The organism is Paenibacillus sp. J22FR21, assembly GCF_056269135.1.
On sequence record NZ_JBWDNJ010000005.1, the window covers coordinates 270,336 to 287,236 of the forward strand.

A 16,901-nucleotide genomic window follows, 5' to 3' on the forward strand; every position below is an offset into this window, starting at 1 on the left:
CCCTCAAGCCGCTCCCTGCACCCTTACGCTGAAGCGCACTCCTTCGGCCGTATTGGCAATGCTATATTCAGCGCCATGAGCATCCAGTACTTTGCTGACAATATAGAGACCAAGTCCGCTGCCGCCGGTTGAGCGGCTGCGTGACTGCTCTGCCCGGTAGAAAGGCTCGAACAATCGAGGCAGCTTCGATTCCTCTACCTGCACACCGGTGTTCAGCACTTCAAGTCTATACCAGGTACAAGGATCACGCTGCTCATTGGCAGCAGGCACCTCTTCCGATAGTCGAACAACGACCCGCTCCGCATCCCCGGAATATTGAACGGCATTCGTAATAATGTTCGATACCGCCTTCGACATGAGCCGCTCATCGGCCGTAATCATCGCTTCCTCCGGCAGCTCAACCTCCAGCTGCATATGTTTGACATCTGCCAAGTAGCTCATACTATTCATCGATTCCCGCACCAATTCAGTTAGATCCACCTTGCGCATCAGCGGACGGAAATCCCGGCTTTCCAGCTTGGACAGCTCCAGAATCTCGTGCACAAGCTTATCCATATCCTGCATGATCGTATACGATTGGCGCAAATATCTGTCCCGATCGCGGTAGGAGCCCACATTAGCAATCATCGCCTCCAATTGACCGCTGACCGCCGTTATCGGCGTCTTGAGTTCATGGGAAATCGTCGCCACGAATTCCCGCCGTTTCGCTTCCTGCTCACGTTCCTGCTCGATATCGCTCTTGAGCTGGGCGTTCGCATCCTGCAGCTCCCCCATCGTCAGCTGCAAATTAACCGCTAATTTGCTGAGGCTAAACGACAGCTCACCCAGCTCGTCCTTCGTGTTCAGCGCAGGCTTCGTAACGGAGAAGTCGAGTTTGGCCAACCGTTTGGCCACTCGATTAAGCGAGAGAAGCGGCCGTGCGATTAGCCGGGAATAGATAAGCGCTCCGCCAACCGCAATCAATAGAATCGGGATCAGCATATACGGCAGGAATAGCAATATCACATCGGCCGCTTCCCCGATTGGCTGCAGCGGGGCATCCACTGACAGGGTGTAAGGATCGTCGCTTTCTGCGAATTTAATCGTCTTATCGACGCTCAGCATTTGCATGTTCGGGCCGCCGCCATTACCGTCGCCGGGCCCTTTCGTAATCTCACGGCCATCGATCACCCGACCCGCTTCAAGCTGCTTTCGCATACCAAGGTAACTCGCATTACGGGACAGCCAGCCGTTCATTCCCCGATAACTCGGCGGGATATAATACCCCTGCCCCTCCTTATCACGAATCATGAGCGCCGCATTATGCTCTTGACCAAACTTCGCCATCAGCGGAATGGCATCAGCCGCACTCACGCCGTCGATCTGTTTCACCAGTTCGCTGAAGCTGCTCTCCAGACGGGATTGCTTGATGTTCTTGTAATAACCCGGCAGCATGAAGTAGAGGGTTAAATAGATAAGTAAGGCCGATACGACCAGCAGCGCCGCCGTAACCATGAAGATCTTAAACCGTATTCCCTTGCGCCGGATCATCCTTCCACCAACGCCAGCTCAGACTCCAGCGAGTAGCCGACCCCTTTTACCGTACGAATGACGGAGATGCCGAGCTTCTTGCGGATATTCTTAATATGAGCATCGACGATACGGGAATCGCCGTAGAAGTCGTAGCCCCATACTTTGTCCAGCAGCATGTCACGTGTCATAATCCGTCCGGCGTTATGTACGAGCGTATGCAGAATATCGAATTCCTTCGTCGTCGTGTCTATGAGCTTGCCGTCGACGTAGATTTTGTAAGCATCGGCATCCAGCCTCAGTCTACCGTCGAACAGCTGCTCCCCGGAAAGCCCGCTGCGCGTGCGCCTAAGGACGGCCTCCACCCGTTTCATCAATACATGGAACGAGAATGGTTTCGTCACATAATCATCCGCTTCTTCCTCGAACGCGCGCAGCTGATCCTTCTCCTCGCCCAGTGCCGTCAGTACGATGACCGGCGTATCGGAACGCTCGCGAATGCTGCGGCATATCTCGTAGCCATGCATGGAAGGCAGCATCAAATCTAAGATGACGAGGTCGTACGACGATTGCTGAAATTTCTCCCAGCCTTCCAATCCGTCCCCTGCTACATCCACCTCATATTGTTGTGCCCGAAGAAACTCAGCAATGAGCTCTTGTATATAATAATCGTCTTCGATAACCAATATCGCGGCAGGCATCGTCCAATCCCCCATCCTACTTAAGCATGTTACCTCCAGCTTAACCGATGAAGATGAAAACAGTATGAATCGTTTCTGAAAAAATACTGAAAACCGTTAGTGACATGCAAAAAACCACCAGCTTCCTGCTGATGGTTTCGTTAAGCACGTTTATCATTGATGGCCTTCATTAATGTTCCGTGTTCTGGCGTGCCAGCTTCTCCTGCGCCATCCGCACCAGCTCTTTGACCATCGCTCCGCCGATCTGACCGCCGATTTGACCTGCTGATTCCGTCGATAACTGGCCGTTGTAACCGTGCTCCAGCGGAATGCCGAGCGATTTCGCCACTTCATATTTCACATCATCAGGCCTGCTCGCATTTACGACATAGCCTTCACGGCGCATCACTTCCGCCTTAAATGCACTCATCTGAGCTTCTGCGCCCGGTACCAGGTGCTTCCTCCGACTTCTTCTTGCCATTATTTCTGCCGCCTCCTTAAGGGTGAGTCGTATAACTTACCGTTCCCTAAGGATAATTTCTCTATTCAATTTCAATCATCATTGATCTATTCAATCATCATTGATCTATTCAAACCAACCCTTGAACTTAAACCAAGCAAACATGCCCAACGCAAGCAGCACCATAAACACAAGCACGATATAGTAGCCTGCATGCCAGCCGAGCTCGGGCATATTGGAGAAATTCATGCCATAAATACCGGCAATAAACGTCAGCGGCATGAAGATGACGGTAATGACCGTCAATGTTTTCATGATGGTATTCATCCGATTGGAATTAAGCGACATATAGTGATCCCGCAGATCCGAGGTCATATCGCGATTGGAATCGACCATCTCCGCCAGCTTCAGCAGATGATCGTAGATATCGGTGAAGAAGTGATGATAATGCTTTAAAGCCTCGATTCTTTGCGTATTGAGGATCCGATACAGTAAGTCTCGCATAGGGACGATTGTTTTGCGCAGCCGGAGCAGCTTGTTTCGAATTTCGAACACATGGCTGAGGTCCGTTCGGAATCCTTGATCGGAGCCGCCTAATTCCAGCAGCTGATCCTCGATTGCCTGCAGCGCCGGAAAATATTGATCCACCAGCTCATCCATCACGGTATAAGCGGCATGCAGACTGCCATGGGCTTCCGTGTGCGGTTTGCGGATGATTTTCTCCCAGGCCCGGTCGACCTCCTGTAGCTGCAGTTGATGGTAAGTCACCAAGAAATTCGGACCGACAAACAGATCCACTTCAGACGCCTCCAGCGTCTGCTCGTGAATCGCATGAAGCACGAAGAAATGTACATCGTCGTAATGGTCCATTTTGGGACGCTGCAAGTAAAGCAGACAATCCTCTATAGCCAGCGGGTGAAAATGAAAATAATCCTCCAACAGCTTCGCTTCTTCTCCTGTTGGCTCGCAGAAATCGACCCAGTACCATCTAAGATGCGTTACGCTGCTTAAGTCTTCCAGTTTGTTCAACTGCCGGATATGGTGATCGTTCGTAATGGCAAGAATTCGAATCATGGATCAAGAGACTCCGTCCGTTTTTTTGTCCTTATTGTATCATTAACGGTACTTAAACTTGAAGCTCACAACACCGCTATTATCCATCGTGTAGGAATAAGATGCGAGAACTTCGCCATAGTTCTTCAGCAGAGCTTCCCAGCCGCTTGGCCCTTGCTCGTCCTTATAGGTGCGTTTGATGGTGATGGACGACAAACGCGCTTCAACAGCGCTGCTGATTCTCGCTTCGAACTCTGCTTGATTGTTCACGGTGAGGCCGTTGATTACGTAGTAATTGAACGTATTGGCGGCAGCTTCCGGAAGATTGTCCTTCCAAGCATGATCCTCTCGAAGCGCTTCATCTGTCACGTTGAAATAGCCGTAGTTCAATCTCCCCGCCACATCCGGAACAGGATCGTCCCACGTGACATCGAGGTTGTAATACGCTCCATCAATCTTCACTTTGTTCCACGCATGGCTGCCGCCGTCTGCCGTGCCGATTACGATATGAGATTCAATTCCCGCCATGCTTAGCAGTAGATCAGCGGTTCCCGCATAACCTTGGCATACCGCGACGCCATTCACCAGCACCCCGTACACGGAGTACGATTCCGGCGGAACGGTGTCATTCTTGTAATTCTCGTAATCATAGGCGGTATGCTGCAAAATATAATCATGAATAGCCAGCTCGCGTTCATATTCGGTCATACCCGGTCGGATGATCTCTGCAAGCACCGCTCTCGCTCGGGTGTCGATTTCTTGGAGCTGCTCATCCTTGATGACGACGGGAAGCGATTGTTTGGCCGCCCCCAGCAGATCTTCCTCATCGTTCACAAAATAAGTCCCGAACCGCGAGAAAATCCGGTACACCAGCACGATGGCCTGCTCCCGTGTCGTCGTCACGCGCGGCTGAAATCGCAGCTGGTTGCCGCTCACATTGCCTTTCATGATGCCGTTACCGGACAGCATGCTGATCGCATCGCGCGACCACTTGGCGAGCTGCTTGTCGTCCGCGAACTTCGCCGGCGTTCCTTTGCCCTCTTGGAGCTTCGTTTGGAAGCCCGCTTTGGTCAGCGTGTTATAGAGCATCAGCGCGAGCTGCTCACGCGTCACATTCGCCTTGGGCGAGAAGGTGTTCGGGCTTGTCCCTTTAATAATGCCGAGCTCGTAAGCTTGGCCGATTCGATAATTCGTCGTATCCCGGAACGGATTCTGCTTCGGCTCCGCCGGTTTCGTATTCGTCAGCACTTCGTAGAGCTGAACGGCCATCTCGCAAAACTCCTGACGCGTCAATGCCAATCGATAGCTATTCGTTAACCCATAGGGGATAAGTCCGCTCGTAATCGCGTCTTGAATTTCTTGCTTCGCCCACTCGCTCGGTGATCCGGTTACTGCTGCTACTGCTGCATTCGCTCGTTTCGGCGCCGTCTCCAGCTGACTCGCTGCTGTTAGGCCGACGGCGGCAATGAGTGCGATTTTGATCCACTTCGTTCTCATGTTTCTCGTGATCCCCCTGCTATTGGCAAATCTATCCACGTAGTTCCTACTAGCTTAGCATAAAATTTGTCTATCATTTACAATTATTTGGATATTAGTCGTTTTTACTATATTAATAACCTCTGAGCGAGAGTTGTGAAACTTGGGGGGATGCTGAGTGGTGGGTGCTGAGAGTCGGGTTTTCCGTCTCTCAGGCGCTGGGGCAGCAGGTTTCCCGAGTGTGGAGTATAAGCGGATATTCCGCTTATCGAGTCGGTCTCCGATCCGAAATGAGCTCATTAGACGATATTCACGAGAAACTAAGAAAACACCTTCGGAAAGCAGCCGCAGCCGCTTTCCGAAGGTGTTTCCCCCACTATTCGTTCAAATAAATCGTTGCCCGATTCTGCAGCTGCTTCGCCGCTTCGTCCGCCGACTTTCGGCCCTCGAAGAACGCCGCTGCCTCTTCCTTCACCATATCCATTATGGCGCTGTCGTCGCCGCTGAACCGCTTGATCCGAGGAATCGTATCGACGATCGCTTTGACATCTTCCTCCGTCACCGTCGGCGGCGTAATTTCCCCCTCCGGTCCCGCTATCTTGATATTGCCGCTCTCCAGCATGTTCATCGACTCTTCCACCTGTTTCGCCGTCATATCCTTGCGCACGGAGAAGCCCATAATGCCAGGCGTTCCCTGAGCCTCGGCGGACAACAAGTATTTCATGAATGACCATGCTTCCTTCTTGGCGCCTGACTTCTCATTCAGTGCAAGCATCAGATCGCTGTCGTAGGTCATGCCTTTCGCCTCGCCGCCGGACGGCGTCTGGAATACCTGACCTTTGCCCTGGAACATCATCTCCGGAAGCATAACCAGATCCATCGGCATCATCAGATTCATATGACCGAACGACTGTTGACCGGGACCCGGCATCCCATCGCTGACCAAGCCATCGTCGTAGAGTCCCTTCAAGTTTTCCAGCATCGCCGCGAAATCACCTTGGTCAAAGCTCGCCTTCTTCGCCGCCGCATCCACATAGTGCTCATAGCTGGACTCCACCATCAACCGCAGCATCTGATCCTTCGACATCCCGCTCATCGTATACTTGTCCGGCTTGCCGTCGCCATCCTCGTCCTTCATAAGCTTATGGGCAATATCCGTAAAATCCTTCCATGTCCATTTGCCATCGTCGACAGTAACACCTGCCCCAGCCAGCTCCTCCGTATTAGCGAGCATCACATCAAGCGAGAATCGAAGCGGCAGCGCTGCCTGCTTGCCTTCGACCGTCACCCCATCCATAATGCCCTCATAGTAATCTTGAATGTTAAAATCTTTATCGTCCTTCATCAGCGACCGAAGATCCGTAAGCAGTCCTTTCTCCGCATACTTGTTGAACGGCAGATCCTGCACCGCTATAAGATCCGCGCCTTTGCCCGACATCAGCTCCGTGTTGACGGTACTCAGAAACTTCTCCTTGTCCGCCGAATTCTCGTCCCCGCCGCCCGCTCTTCTGGTCACCTTCTTGCCCATTTCCGGCGTTGCAATCGCAGCAGTGATCTGGATATCGATGTCCGGATGCGCCTTCTCGAAATTCGCTTCCGCCGTTTGCAAGAAACGGTCATTCTCCAGAACGGATACGGTGACTACCGTCTTGCCATCCTTCGTTTTGGCCGGCGGCTGCTCTCCCGTATTTGCGTTCCCGCCGTTGCCGCCTCCACTTGAGCACGCTGTTATCGCCGTCATGAGCGCCAGGCTGACACAACCGGTTGTAATCGCAGTTTTCGCTTTCTTCTTCATTCTGAACACACTCCCTGGGATCATCTAAACTATTATTTCAAACGCACGCGCTGGTCCTCGCTTAGCGGCTCGCTCATCTCATCAACGACCTTCTCATCCGGCATAATCCCGTCCACAATCTCCGTATTCGTCGCATCCGAATCACCGATCGTAACCGCTGCTTTCACTGCCGTATAGATATTGCCGAGCGGTCCTTTCTTCTCCTTCACAACCCAAACGTAGTACCCTTCGGTACCTTGCTGTACCGTATCGCTGGCTAGAATGATACCGCCGATCCGCCCGGTCTTCTTCACGGAAAGCTTCACTTGGTCGCCAAGCTGCAGCTCCTGACCGGTGAGCTTCACTGTAATTTTCTTCTGTTCGTCATCGGCATCGCCCGAGCCGCCACCGCCGAGTGCTCCGCTGTCTTCTACGTCCTCGATATCGTCGACCGCGCCTTTCACCATCTTCCGCTTATCGCCGATATAGGCCGACAACGACACCGTTTCACCGATGCGCAGCTTATCCGCATCGTCTGCGTCGTCGGTAAAGCTGAAGATAAGTCCCTCGCTTACATCCGCCAGTTCAGCCACAGCCTGCCCACGCGAGGAAGGCAGCCCCTCCGTCGCTTGCAGCTTAGTTACGATGCCGTCGAACGGCGCACGAACAGCGCTGCTGCTCACAATGTCTTCGCGCATCGTTTCGAGCTTTCGGCGCTGAATGTCCAGATCGTACTCGGCAATTTTCAAGTCACGTTTAAGATCACGCACCGACGACTCGTTGCCCTGCCGCAGCGCATCGATGATCTGTTCCCGCTGCTTCTCCATCCGCAGCTTCGCCTGCGCATATCGCGTCTCTTCATCCGTGAGATCCCGCTTGGCGTCCGTTGTATCATAGGAAATCAACGTCTGCCCTTTCTTGACGGCGTCGCCTTCTTCTACATGGATCTTCGTCACATCACCGTCGCCTTCGGCGTACAGCTCCTCCGATTTCTCCGCCTCCAGCTCGCCTTCACCGGAAACGGTACGTTCCAGCTGTCCGAAATCAGGCTTCGTCACCGTCACTTTCGGCAGCGCCATGCCCGCAATCGTGTTCGAGAAGAACGTGAGCACGGCAAGCGCGCCGAAGAAAAAAATCAGCACTGTGCCCATGAGCCGTTTGCGTCGCTTCAAGCGATTATCGTCCAGCATCGTGGACATTCTCTTCACTCCTAAACTGTTGTGTACTTTTGTTTGCCACCAACCTAGCCCCGGCTACCCCTTCAGCCCGGACAGCTGAATGCCGGCTATGAGATCGTTCTCGCCATAGAGAAAAATAAACAACATCGGCGCCATATAGAGCACCGAAACGGCAAAAGCGATGCCCTGCTCCCCTTCCCGAATCCGGGACAAATAGACCGACAGCGGCTGCTTCACCGCATCGGTCAGCATGATGAGCGGCTGCTCGACCATGTTCCAGTTGTCGATGAAGAGCAGAATCACCAGCGCGGCAAGTCCCGGCCTGCACATCGGCAGTACAATGCGCAGGAACAGCTGCGTATGGCCTGCACCGTCCATTTTGCCTGCTTCCACGTAAGCCGTTGGAATCTGCAGCATAAACTGTCGCAATAAGAAGACGCCGAATGCCGCGAAGATGCCGGGCCATATGATTGCACCGAAGCTATTCAGCAATCCAAGCCGGTCAGCCATGATGTAATTCGGCACAAGCGTGACTTGGAACGGCATGAGCATTGTAATGAGGTACAGGAAGAACAGCTTGTCTCGTCCCGCAAATTGCAGCTTGCCAAGCGCATAAGCCGCCAGTGCCGCAACGAGGGTCTGCCCGGCAATAATCGGCACCGTCATCACAACCGCATTCCAGAACATCGCCAGAAACTGCGGTTTTCGGAAGAGCGCCTCCCCGTACTGCTCGAGCGTCACCTTGTCCGGAATCAGCTTGAGCACGGCGAACTGATCTGCTTTTGAATCGGATGAGCTCCCGGAATCCCCTTCCGCACTAGGCGACAAAATACCATAGGCTGCCGTAATTTCATCCTCCGACATGAAGGAATTGCTGATCGTGAATACAAGTGGAAACAGCATACCTGCAGCGAATAGGGCGAGCATGAAAGTAAGCATGATTTTGGCAAAAGTTCGCGGCTTTTCCCTCATTCCATCCGCCTCCTCAGCGCCCGCTCCAGCCTGAACACCACGGCAACAAACAACGTAATGACAAGCGCCATCACATACGCGGCCGAGGTCAGCTTCTGGTAATCCAAGGACAGAAACATATTGTTCATATAATGCTGCAGCATGTAGATGCTCTCATCGGGATATTCCCCTGCAATCAGATACGTCTCGCGGAACACTTTGAACGAACCGATAACCGACATGACGAAGACGAAGAACGCCGTCGGTGTCAAGTAAACAAGCGTAATATGGCGCAGCTTCCACCACCAGCCTGCACCTTCCACAGATGCGGCTTCGTAATAGTCCTCCGGGATATTTTGCAAACCTGCCAGATAAAGCACCATGTTATAGCCCGTGTTCTTCCACAGAAAGACCAGCAATACAACGGCTCTTGCCGTTCCCGAGCCCATCCAGTCCTTCGTTGCCAGCCCATGCTCTTGCAGGAAAGCATTCAGAAAACCGTTGCCGTCGAATAATATCTGCCACAGCATCACGATCGAAGCGACCGGAACGACCAGCGGCATGACATAGAACGTGCGCAGCCAGTTTCGGGCATACACATCACGCGTGAGCAGAAGCGCCAGTAGTAACGAAATGACCATCAGCAGCGGAACGCTTACGGCCGTGAACAATGCGGTGTTCGATGCCGCCTTGCGAAATGAGCTGCTCTCCAGCAGCTCCACATAATTGGAGAGGCCGACGAAGCTGCCGTTCACCGGACTGTCCACCAGCGAATAGTAGCATCCTGCCGCAAACGGAATCAGGAAGAACAGCCCGAAGCCGATCAGACTCGGCAGAAGGAACACGACCGCCGCACTGCTGTCTCGCTGCAGCAAGCGATTGAATTTCATAACAACCTCCTATACGATAGTGAGAGCGAATGCTTTTGCTTCGGGCGTGCAGCAAATCGATTTTGGGGATCCTTCTCTGCAACGCGCCCAGCTAAAGAACGGCATGAACCGTTTCTTCTCACTTGTAACTGTAAAAGCGCGATGTGACAGCTGTGTGACAATGAAGGAGGAAACGGTATTGTGAGCGGACATGTACTACTTGTCGAGGATGAGCCCCTTATGCGGCAGCTCATTGTCGATTACTTGCATGGGGAAAATATTACGGTTATCGAGGCAGCCAACGGCGAAGAAGCGCTGCTCCGGTTCGCGGCAGAACCGGTCGCACTCGTCATCTTGGATATTATGATGCCGAAGCTGGACGGCTACAGCGTCTGCCGTTCGATTCGAGAACGGTCCGATGTGATGATTATTATGCTGACGGCTCGGTCAGCCGAGGACGACAAGCTTCTTGGCTATGATCTCGGCGCGGATGATTACATGACGAAGCCGTTCAGCCCGAAGGAGCTGACCGCGAAGGTGAAGGCGCTGTTGAAACGAGTAGAACTCTTGGCCGCAGCTGCTGCTTCGACCTCGGTTTCTAAGGCCGGAGACGACCAAGACGGCAGCTTGATCACGCTCGATGGGCTGACGATCAAAGAGGCTTCGCACGAGGTGAAGGTCGATGGCGAGGAGCTGACGCTGTCGCCGAAGGAATATGATTTGCTGCTGTATATGTACCGCAACCGGAATATCGTATTAACGCGGGACATGCTGCTCAATCATGTATGGGGCTTCGATTATTTCGGCGATGCGCGAACGGTCGATACCCATATTAAGCGTCTGCGGCAGAAGCTCGGCAGCAAGGCGGAGCTGATCTGCACCGTGCGCGGCAACGGCTATCAGCTCAAGGTGAAACGATGAAGCGCGGGCGGAGCGTTGCGTTTAAGCTGTTTACCGTCACGACCATCGTGTTCATCGTGTTTATCACCCTCATTATGGTGCTGCAGCTGTTCTTCTTCGAGAGCTATTATGAACGGCAGAAAATCAAGGCCATCAAGCGTGAATTTACGGAACTTCGGAACAAGTATGTCGTGGTGGGCGACACGCCTCCCTCGGGAACCGACGCGGGGACGCCGGGGACGAATACAGCAGTGCCTGCCCCTGACTCGGAGACGGGGACCGATGGAGATGCGGGAGATCCGGGGACAAGTACAAATGCAAGACGTACCACTGCCCCTGCAAGCGGGCTAACAAGTCCCGGTGTAAGCTTCAAAGTCAAATCAGAGTCAAGGGCCGAGTCGGACTCAGCGTCTGAGTCCGCTCCTGCCGAAGGTGGTAACGGATCGACTTTCGAGCGGTTTTTCGGGGATTTCCGCATGCCGCTCCCTGCAGGATTATCGGGAGAAATGACCTCCGGGGGAACGGGATTACCGCTGTACTTCTCCCCCTTCGAGAACAGATACTTCGCGCTGACGGCCAAGTTTGAATTTGATGAAGAGGGAATTAAGGCCATTGCGATCGGTGCGGGTCAGCAGCAAAGACGTATCTTTATTAGCATTGATCAGCTAAACGGCGATGTGATGCGGATGATTCAAAATCCGGTCTCGCAGGAGCAAGTAGACAATTTGATGACAGGTGTCGTCCAATGGCTGCAAGATCCGGAGAAGGTGAACCGGGTGTTCGACCGAGGCGAAACCGTCGTGTATCGCAGTAAAGGCTTTGGCCCGATGAATATTGGCAACAACCAGCTCATTGCAGCCGCTGCGTTGCCTCCTGTAGACGGCACTCGCCAAGTGCTGTTTGCAGTCTCATCGCTGCAGCCGGTCAGCGATGCGGGGACGGTTATCAAAGACTTCTATCTGTATTTCTATGGACTCGCCATCGTGCTCATCCTGCTGCTGTCCTTCCTCTACTCCGGCATGATTACGAAGCCGCTGCGCAAGCTGAATCAGGTTGCGCTTCGTCTCTCGAAGCTGGATTTCTCGGTGAAGAGCGGCATCAAGCGTAATGATGAGATTGGGAGTCTGTCGCAGACGTTTGATTTTCTGTCGGATAATCTTCAGCATGCGCTTGGCGAGCTACAGGCAGCGAATGTACAGCTCAAGGAAGAATTCGAGAAAGAAAAGCAGCTGGAAGCGATGCGGCGTGAATTCGTTGCAGGTGTTTCGCATGAGCTCAAGACGCCGATCAGTCTCATTAGCGGGTATGCCGAAGGCTTGCGCGATGGGATCGGAGGCGCCGAGAAACGCGAGCAGTATCTCGGTGTTATCATGGACGAGACCAGCCGAATGTCGGGTCTCGTTAACGATATGCTGGATTTGGCGCAGCTGGAATCCGGCAAATATCGGCTCGTCAGCGGCAGCTTCGATCTGCGCGCATGTGCGAATGCTTTCTTGCAGCGTCACGCGGAGCCGCTGGAGCGCAAGGCGATCGCATTGAACGCAATACTTCCGGAGGAGAAGGCCGAGATGCCGGCGTACGGTGACCGTTTCCGGCTGGAGCAGGTGCTGGCGAACCTCATGAGCAACGCCATCCGCCACACCGTACAAGCCGGAGCCATCGAGCTGCGAATTGCCGAGGAGCCCGATCAGTGGCTGCTCTCACTCTGGAATGAAGGCGAAGCGATTCCGGAAGCCGAGCTAAAGCGCATCTGGGAGCAATTCTACCGCACCGACCATTCCCGCAGCCGCGAGCTGGGCGGAACCGGCATCGGGCTCGCCATCGTGAAGCATATTCTGCTGCTGCACGGCAGCACCTTCGGCGTGCGCAACCACGGCAGCGGCGTGGAATTCTACTTTACCGTCGCGAAAGCGGAGCATGACATAATCGAAGCCTAGAAAGACCGGAGTAACGATACACAGATGATGTTACTGAGGGGTTGTTTTTGTCATCGCTAAGATGATGGGGGCAGCCTTTTTAATATTTGGTCAATGTGGGGTACTGGGTACCTCTCTTCAGCGTGCAATGTTAGTTTTTAGACAATGTGGGGTACTGAGTACCTCTCTTCAGCGCGAAACGGTGGTTTCTGGTCAATGTGGGGTACTGGGTACCTCTCAGCGAGTAAAGTAGCATACGTAGAGAGATCCACATCGATGGATCTTCGGGGAATAGGAGATTGTAGATCACGCAGGGAACTAAGTTAGAAGGAATTCAAGGATAATAAAACAGTAGATTACCTAGGGATCTACTTTAACGGGAAATCGGGGTAATGGGTGATCTAAACCTAGATCCACCCATTCTTCTCCGCGATCCCAATCGCGTCGATACGGTTCTTCGCCTCCAGCTTCTGGATCGCTTCGGACAAGTAATTGCGGACCGTCCCCGCTGAGAGGAATAACCGCCCCGCGATGTCGCTTGCGGTCAGACCCGCAGCCGCGAGCCGGAGCACTTCCTGCTCCCGTTCGGTGAGCGGATTCTCCGCTTCCCAGAACGATAGCGCCAGCTCCGGACTAACCGCGCGGCCGCCTTGCGACACGGTGCGAAGTGCTGCGCCAAGCTCGTCGATCGGCGAATCTTTGAGCAGGAATCCGCGCGCGCCAGCCTTCATCGCCCGCTGGAAATACCCCGAGCGAGAGAAGGTCGTCAGGATGACCACCCGGCACGGATGGGCCAGCTCCTTCAGCTTCTCCGCTACATCGAGGCCGCTCATCTCCGGCATCTCAATGTCCATGACGCAGAGATCGGGAGACAGCTCGCGGATCATATCCAGCGCTTGTTTGCCATTCTCCGCTTGACCGATCACTTCGATGTCATCCTCCATGTCCAGCAACGCACTCAGCGCGCCGCGCAGCATGCCTTGATCTTCAGCTACCACAATTTTCACCGCTCATCCTCCTCCCTTGCCGCCCGATTTCTCCACCAGTGGAACCGTAAACGTCAGCACAGTGCCTCTTCCTACTGACTCCAAGACAAGATCGCCATCGATTAATTTAAGACGCTCTCTCATGCCCCGCAAACCATTGCCGCCAAGTAATCCACCGCCTATATCGAGCGGCCGCTGACCTGCAGCCTCACTGCTCTTGCTCACTCCGATTCCGTCATCCGCCACGATCAGCTTCAGCTTGCCCGGTTCCCATTCCAGTCGAAGCGTACATACCCGCGCACGACTGTGCTTGACGATGTTTGTCACGGATTCCCGCAGGCACATCCCCAGAATATTATCAAGCAGCGGCGATGGCAGCTCCCGTTCAAAGTCGCTCTCCCCGCGCTCCAATACGATACCCGCAGCAGCCAAGATGCGCTTCGCCTGATCGACCTCGTCACGCAGCTTCACCGCGTTCATCCCGGACACCAGCTCCCGTACCTGACGAAGCGCAGCACGCGAGGTCGCCTGAATATCGCGCACCTCCTGCACGGCCCGCTCAGGCTGCTTAAGAATAAGCTTCTCCGCGAGCTCACTCTTCAGCGTTATAAGCGACAACGTATGACCGAGCGTATCATGCAAATCCCTTGAGATACGCTGCCGCTCCTCATTCTTGGACAATCGCGAAATTTCTTCGTTTGCCAGGCCCAGCTTCTTCCGAAGCTCCTTCGACCTCCGGCCTAACACCAGAGCGAAGGGAACAACGATGATGACAATCATCGCCGGAACAAACTGCAACAGCGCATCTGTGTGGTTATACATCTTCCAATACCACATCGTCGACGCAAACAGAGCCACAAGCCCGCCCATAGCAAGGGTAAGTTGCTTGCGATTGGTCAGCATTCCAATAACCGGCGCTGGGTAGAAAGCCATATACAAAGCACCTTCACTGCTGAAACAGAACGCTCCGACGATCAAGAGCATCCCGAGTATGCACAAGAGACGCCCCCGTTCAAAACAGTAGCTATAAATGTACATCGCTATAAAAATAACGACTGCCGTCAACCCCAACGCAACCCTGACTGGCGGCTGATTGAATAAATGATAAAGCGGGAACACAAGATAGACTAACCATATCATTGCAAATAACACAGGTGGTCCGACTTGTGGCCGCTTCATCATGTTCCGCATTCCGTTACACCGCTTCCTGCTTTTTCATTATCCATGATGATACCACCATCAGAACGACTACGTAAATTGCCAGAATGCCGATTCCCGACCAATCCAAGGAATGGCCGCCGATAATGTTCCAAGCCCCTTGCCCGAGTCGGTACGTGGGTGTTACCTCGGCTACCTTCTGCATGGTGGAGGACATCGTTTCAACCGGCATCCACAGACCGCCCACAACAGACAGACCCATATAAGCGACCGTACTCAATACCTGTACGGCATCCGGATTGCGCATTGTGCCGAACAAGGTGCCAAGCGTCATAAACGACAACCCGCCGAGCCAAATCCATGCTCCGCTTGCAATCCAGGTCGAAGCAGGCAAGTCGATACCCTTAGCGATACCGCCAATCAGGAACATCATAACAACGATGAAGAGATTGATGATGGCTTGTGATGCGATTTTCGATACGATATAAGCCCATGATGGAAGCGGGGTAATGCGCAGCATGCGAATCCATCCTTGCGAGCGTTCACGTGCTAAGCGGATACTGTAGGTCGAGAAGCTGGCTCCGATAATGCCATAGCAAGTCATCGACATGAGGTAATAAGCCGACCAGTCCACGCCACCGACAACCTTATTGTCGCCAACGATATTGGAGAACAGGAAGTAGAAAATAATCGGCATGACAATAGAGAAGATAAAGAATCGTTTATTGCGGACCGTACGCAGCAGCTCCGCCTTGCACTGGGCGAGAGTCGCCCTAACCATAGTTCCATTCATTATTTTCACTCCCACTAGTTTATCCCGATCACTCAGGGGTTATTTGACTAATTCGTTGACTGCTGCACGAGCGCTTGGAACGCATCCTCTAGCCCGCCGGTTTGAATTTCGATGTCGCGCATATCAAAGCGTTTCTCAACTAACGCGATAATGAGTCGGTCCGTGTCAGAGCTGTACAGCTTCACTTTGCGACCGCTCCATTCCACATCCGTCACATCCGGCAGTGCAAGCAGCGATTCGGTCGTTACACTGTCACCTGCGATGAACGAGATTACGCGTCCTGTCGTCTCGGCTTTAATCTCGCTTGGCGTGCCATCGGCGATCAGCTTACCGTTATTGATTACGATAATGCGGTCAGCAACGCTGTCGGCTTCGTCTAGATAATGCGTCGTCAACACAATCGTTTTGCCCTTGCCTGCCATCGCTTTGACCGTATCCCAGAACAGCTGGCGCGAAGTGACGTCCATCCCCACAGTCGGTTCATCGAGAAAAATAACATCCGGATCGCCGGCAAGCGCCAGCGCAAAACCAAGCCTTCTCTGCTGCCCGCCCGACAACGCGGTTGCGAACTTGTTCTTCTCTTCTGTCAGGTTGGAAACCTTCAATAGGTATTCGAGCGGCAGCGGCTTCTTGTAGTAGCTGCGGAACAATTCGATGCTCTCGCCTACCTTCAGTCCATCAATTACGCTGACATCCTGGAGCATCGCACCGATTCGATCACGCACTTGCTGATCACGGGGATCGCCGCCAAGCAGCTTCACTGTCCCTTTCGTCGGCTTGTGCATGCCAAGGATCATGGATACGGTTGTTGTTTTGCCGGCACCGTTCGGACCGAGCAGTGCCACAACGGTTCCCTCCGCAATGGATAACGTCAAATCGCTTACGGCCGTTTTGTCTTTATACACCTTGCTGACACCGGTTAGCTGTATTGCAGCTTTCATGATCGTTCACTCCTCATATCGCTTTCTCTGATGTCCTTAGTGTACCGAATGGAGTACCTGCCTGACATCCATGAATGTAATCTGTTTCGCATGACAAATGTCATATCGCTGTAGTTTCCAAAGAAAAGAAATGAATGGAACTTGATTTCCAGCCTAGTTGTGTGTATAATTAGGAGTTGTATCAAGTGTAACCTCTGGTTTTTTCCTCGTATTCGTTGTGATTACCCTTCAAATCACCACACATTCAAATTCCTTTT

The 16,901-nt window shown here is 53.2% G+C and carries 15 protein-coding genes; 2 read left to right on the forward strand and 13 right to left on the reverse strand.

The window, feature by feature from the left end; genetic code table 11:
* Window positions 1–3 precede the first annotated feature (3 nt).
* The 9 genes from AC0YNS_RS19690 to AC0YNS_RS19730 form a co-directional block, all read right to left on the reverse strand.
* Window positions 4–1,530 (reverse strand): sensor histidine kinase, encoded by a 1,527-nt coding sequence (locus AC0YNS_RS19690; RefSeq protein ID WP_475782679.1) that lies wholly within the window; start codon window positions 1,528–1,530, stop codon window positions 4–6.
* Complete coding sequence (locus AC0YNS_RS19695; RefSeq protein WP_090978629.1) at window positions 1,527–2,210, reverse strand: response regulator transcription factor; 684 nt, start codon at window positions 2,208–2,210, stop codon at window positions 1,527–1,529. Before AC0YNS_RS19695 ends, AC0YNS_RS19690 begins: the two co-directional genes overlap by 4 nt.
* Before the next feature lie 169 nt (window positions 2,211–2,379).
* Window positions 2,380–2,670 carry a small, acid-soluble spore protein, alpha/beta type gene (locus AC0YNS_RS19700; RefSeq protein ID WP_475782680.1) on the reverse strand — a complete coding sequence of 97 codons (291 nt, stop codon included), beginning with the start codon at window positions 2,668–2,670 and terminating at the stop codon, window positions 2,380–2,382.
* A 105-nt stretch (window positions 2,671–2,775) separates the two neighbouring features.
* Window positions 2,776–3,723, reverse strand: a complete 948-nt coding sequence (corA, locus tag AC0YNS_RS19705) for a magnesium/cobalt transporter CorA (protein ID WP_475782681.1) — start codon at window positions 3,721–3,723, stop codon at window positions 2,776–2,778.
* A gap of 42 nt (window positions 3,724–3,765) precedes the next feature.
* On the reverse strand, window positions 3,766–5,199 hold the full coding sequence (locus AC0YNS_RS19710; RefSeq protein ID WP_475782682.1) for an S-layer homology domain-containing protein: 1,434 nt from the start codon (window positions 5,197–5,199) through the stop codon (window positions 3,766–3,768).
* 355 nt (window positions 5,200–5,554) lie between these two features.
* Window positions 5,555–6,973: an ABC transporter substrate-binding protein gene (locus AC0YNS_RS19715; RefSeq protein WP_475782683.1), complete on the reverse strand. Its 1,419-nt coding sequence runs from the start codon at window positions 6,971–6,973 to the stop codon at window positions 5,555–5,557.
* A 32-nt stretch (window positions 6,974–7,005) separates the two neighbouring features.
* Window positions 7,006–8,151, reverse strand: coding sequence for an efflux RND transporter periplasmic adaptor subunit (locus AC0YNS_RS19720; protein WP_475782684.1), 1,146 nt, complete (start codon window positions 8,149–8,151; stop codon window positions 7,006–7,008).
* Between the two features lie 54 nt (window positions 8,152–8,205).
* The gene (locus AC0YNS_RS19725; protein WP_475782685.1) at window positions 8,206–9,102 is read right to left on the reverse strand and encodes a carbohydrate ABC transporter permease; all 897 of its coding nucleotides are present in this window, start codon (window positions 9,100–9,102) and stop codon (window positions 8,206–8,208) included.
* Window positions 9,099–9,971, reverse strand: a complete 873-nt coding sequence (locus AC0YNS_RS19730; protein WP_475782686.1) for a carbohydrate ABC transporter permease — start codon at window positions 9,969–9,971, stop codon at window positions 9,099–9,101. The genes AC0YNS_RS19725 and AC0YNS_RS19730 overlap by 4 nt, the downstream gene beginning before the upstream one ends.
* A gap of 180 nt (window positions 9,972–10,151) precedes the next feature.
* Here AC0YNS_RS19730 and AC0YNS_RS19735 point away from each other — a divergent pair, with 180 nt between their 5' ends.
* A complete protein-coding gene (locus AC0YNS_RS19735; RefSeq protein WP_475782687.1) occupies window positions 10,152–10,871 on the forward strand; it encodes a response regulator transcription factor in 720 nt (239 codons plus the stop codon).
* Complete coding sequence (locus tag AC0YNS_RS19740; protein ID WP_475782688.1) at window positions 10,868–12,787, forward strand: sensor histidine kinase; 1,920 nt, start codon at window positions 10,868–10,870, stop codon at window positions 12,785–12,787. The genes AC0YNS_RS19735 and AC0YNS_RS19740 overlap by 4 nt, the downstream gene beginning before the upstream one ends.
* A 386-nt stretch (window positions 12,788–13,173) precedes the next feature.
* Here the strand turns inward: AC0YNS_RS19740 and AC0YNS_RS19745 are convergent, their stop codons facing one another.
* Genes AC0YNS_RS19745 through AC0YNS_RS19760 form a run of 4 tightly spaced genes read right to left on the reverse strand, consistent with a single transcriptional unit; the run spans window position 13,174 to window position 16,644 of the window.
* The gene (locus AC0YNS_RS19745; protein WP_475782689.1) at window positions 13,174–13,773 is read right to left on the reverse strand and encodes a response regulator transcription factor; all 600 of its coding nucleotides are present in this window, start codon (window positions 13,771–13,773) and stop codon (window positions 13,174–13,176) included.
* A 3-nt stretch (window positions 13,774–13,776) separates the two neighbouring features.
* The gene (locus tag AC0YNS_RS19750) at window positions 13,777–14,943 is read right to left on the reverse strand and encodes a sensor histidine kinase (protein ID WP_475782690.1); all 1,167 of its coding nucleotides are present in this window, start codon (window positions 14,941–14,943) and stop codon (window positions 13,777–13,779) included.
* Between the two features lie 4 nt (window positions 14,944–14,947).
* Window positions 14,948–15,703 (reverse strand): ABC transporter permease, encoded by a 756-nt coding sequence (locus AC0YNS_RS19755; RefSeq protein ID WP_475782691.1) that lies wholly within the window; start codon window positions 15,701–15,703, stop codon window positions 14,948–14,950.
* Between the two features lie 47 nt (window positions 15,704–15,750).
* On the reverse strand, window positions 15,751–16,644 hold the full coding sequence (locus AC0YNS_RS19760) for an ABC transporter ATP-binding protein (protein ID WP_475782692.1): 894 nt from the start codon (window positions 16,642–16,644) through the stop codon (window positions 15,751–15,753).
* Window positions 16,645–16,901 lie beyond the last annotated feature (257 nt).

Excerpts from the sequence above, each read along its gene's own strand:
- AC0YNS_RS19690 (WP_475782679.1), bottom strand. The coding sequence starts at position 1,530 with ATGATCCGGCGCAAGGGAATACGGTTTAAGATCTTCATGGTTACGGCG.
- AC0YNS_RS19695 (WP_090978629.1), bottom strand. The coding sequence starts at position 2,210 with ATGCCTGCCGCGATATTGGTTATCGAAGACGATTATTATATACAAGAG.
- AC0YNS_RS19700 (WP_475782680.1), bottom strand. The coding sequence starts at position 2,670 with ATGGCAAGAAGAAGTCGGAGGAAGCACCTGGTACCGGGCGCAGAAGCT.
- corA (WP_475782681.1), bottom strand. The coding sequence starts at position 3,723 with ATGATTCGAATTCTTGCCATTACGAACGATCACCATATCCGGCAGTTG.
- AC0YNS_RS19710 (WP_475782682.1), bottom strand. The coding sequence starts at position 5,199 with ATGAGAACGAAGTGGATCAAAATCGCACTCATTGCCGCCGTCGGCCTA.
- AC0YNS_RS19715 (WP_475782683.1), bottom strand. The coding sequence starts at position 6,973 with ATGAAGAAGAAAGCGAAAACTGCGATTACAACCGGTTGTGTCAGCCTG.
- AC0YNS_RS19720 (WP_475782684.1), bottom strand. The coding sequence starts at position 8,151 with ATGTCCACGATGCTGGACGATAATCGCTTGAAGCGACGCAAACGGCTC.
- AC0YNS_RS19725 (WP_475782685.1), bottom strand. The coding sequence starts at position 9,102 with ATGAGGGAAAAGCCGCGAACTTTTGCCAAAATCATGCTTACTTTCATG.
- AC0YNS_RS19730 (WP_475782686.1), bottom strand. The coding sequence starts at position 9,971 with ATGAAATTCAATCGCTTGCTGCAGCGAGACAGCAGTGCGGCGGTCGTG.
- AC0YNS_RS19740 (WP_475782688.1), top strand. The coding sequence starts at position 10,868 with ATGAAGCGCGGGCGGAGCGTTGCGTTTAAGCTGTTTACCGTCACGACC.
- AC0YNS_RS19750 (WP_475782690.1), bottom strand. The coding sequence starts at position 14,943 with ATGCGGAACATGATGAAGCGGCCACAAGTCGGACCACCTGTGTTATTT.
- AC0YNS_RS19755 (WP_475782691.1), bottom strand. The coding sequence starts at position 15,703 with ATGAATGGAACTATGGTTAGGGCGACTCTCGCCCAGTGCAAGGCGGAG.
- AC0YNS_RS19760 (WP_475782692.1), bottom strand. The coding sequence starts at position 16,644 with ATGAAAGCTGCAATACAGCTAACCGGTGTCAGCAAGGTGTATAAAGAC.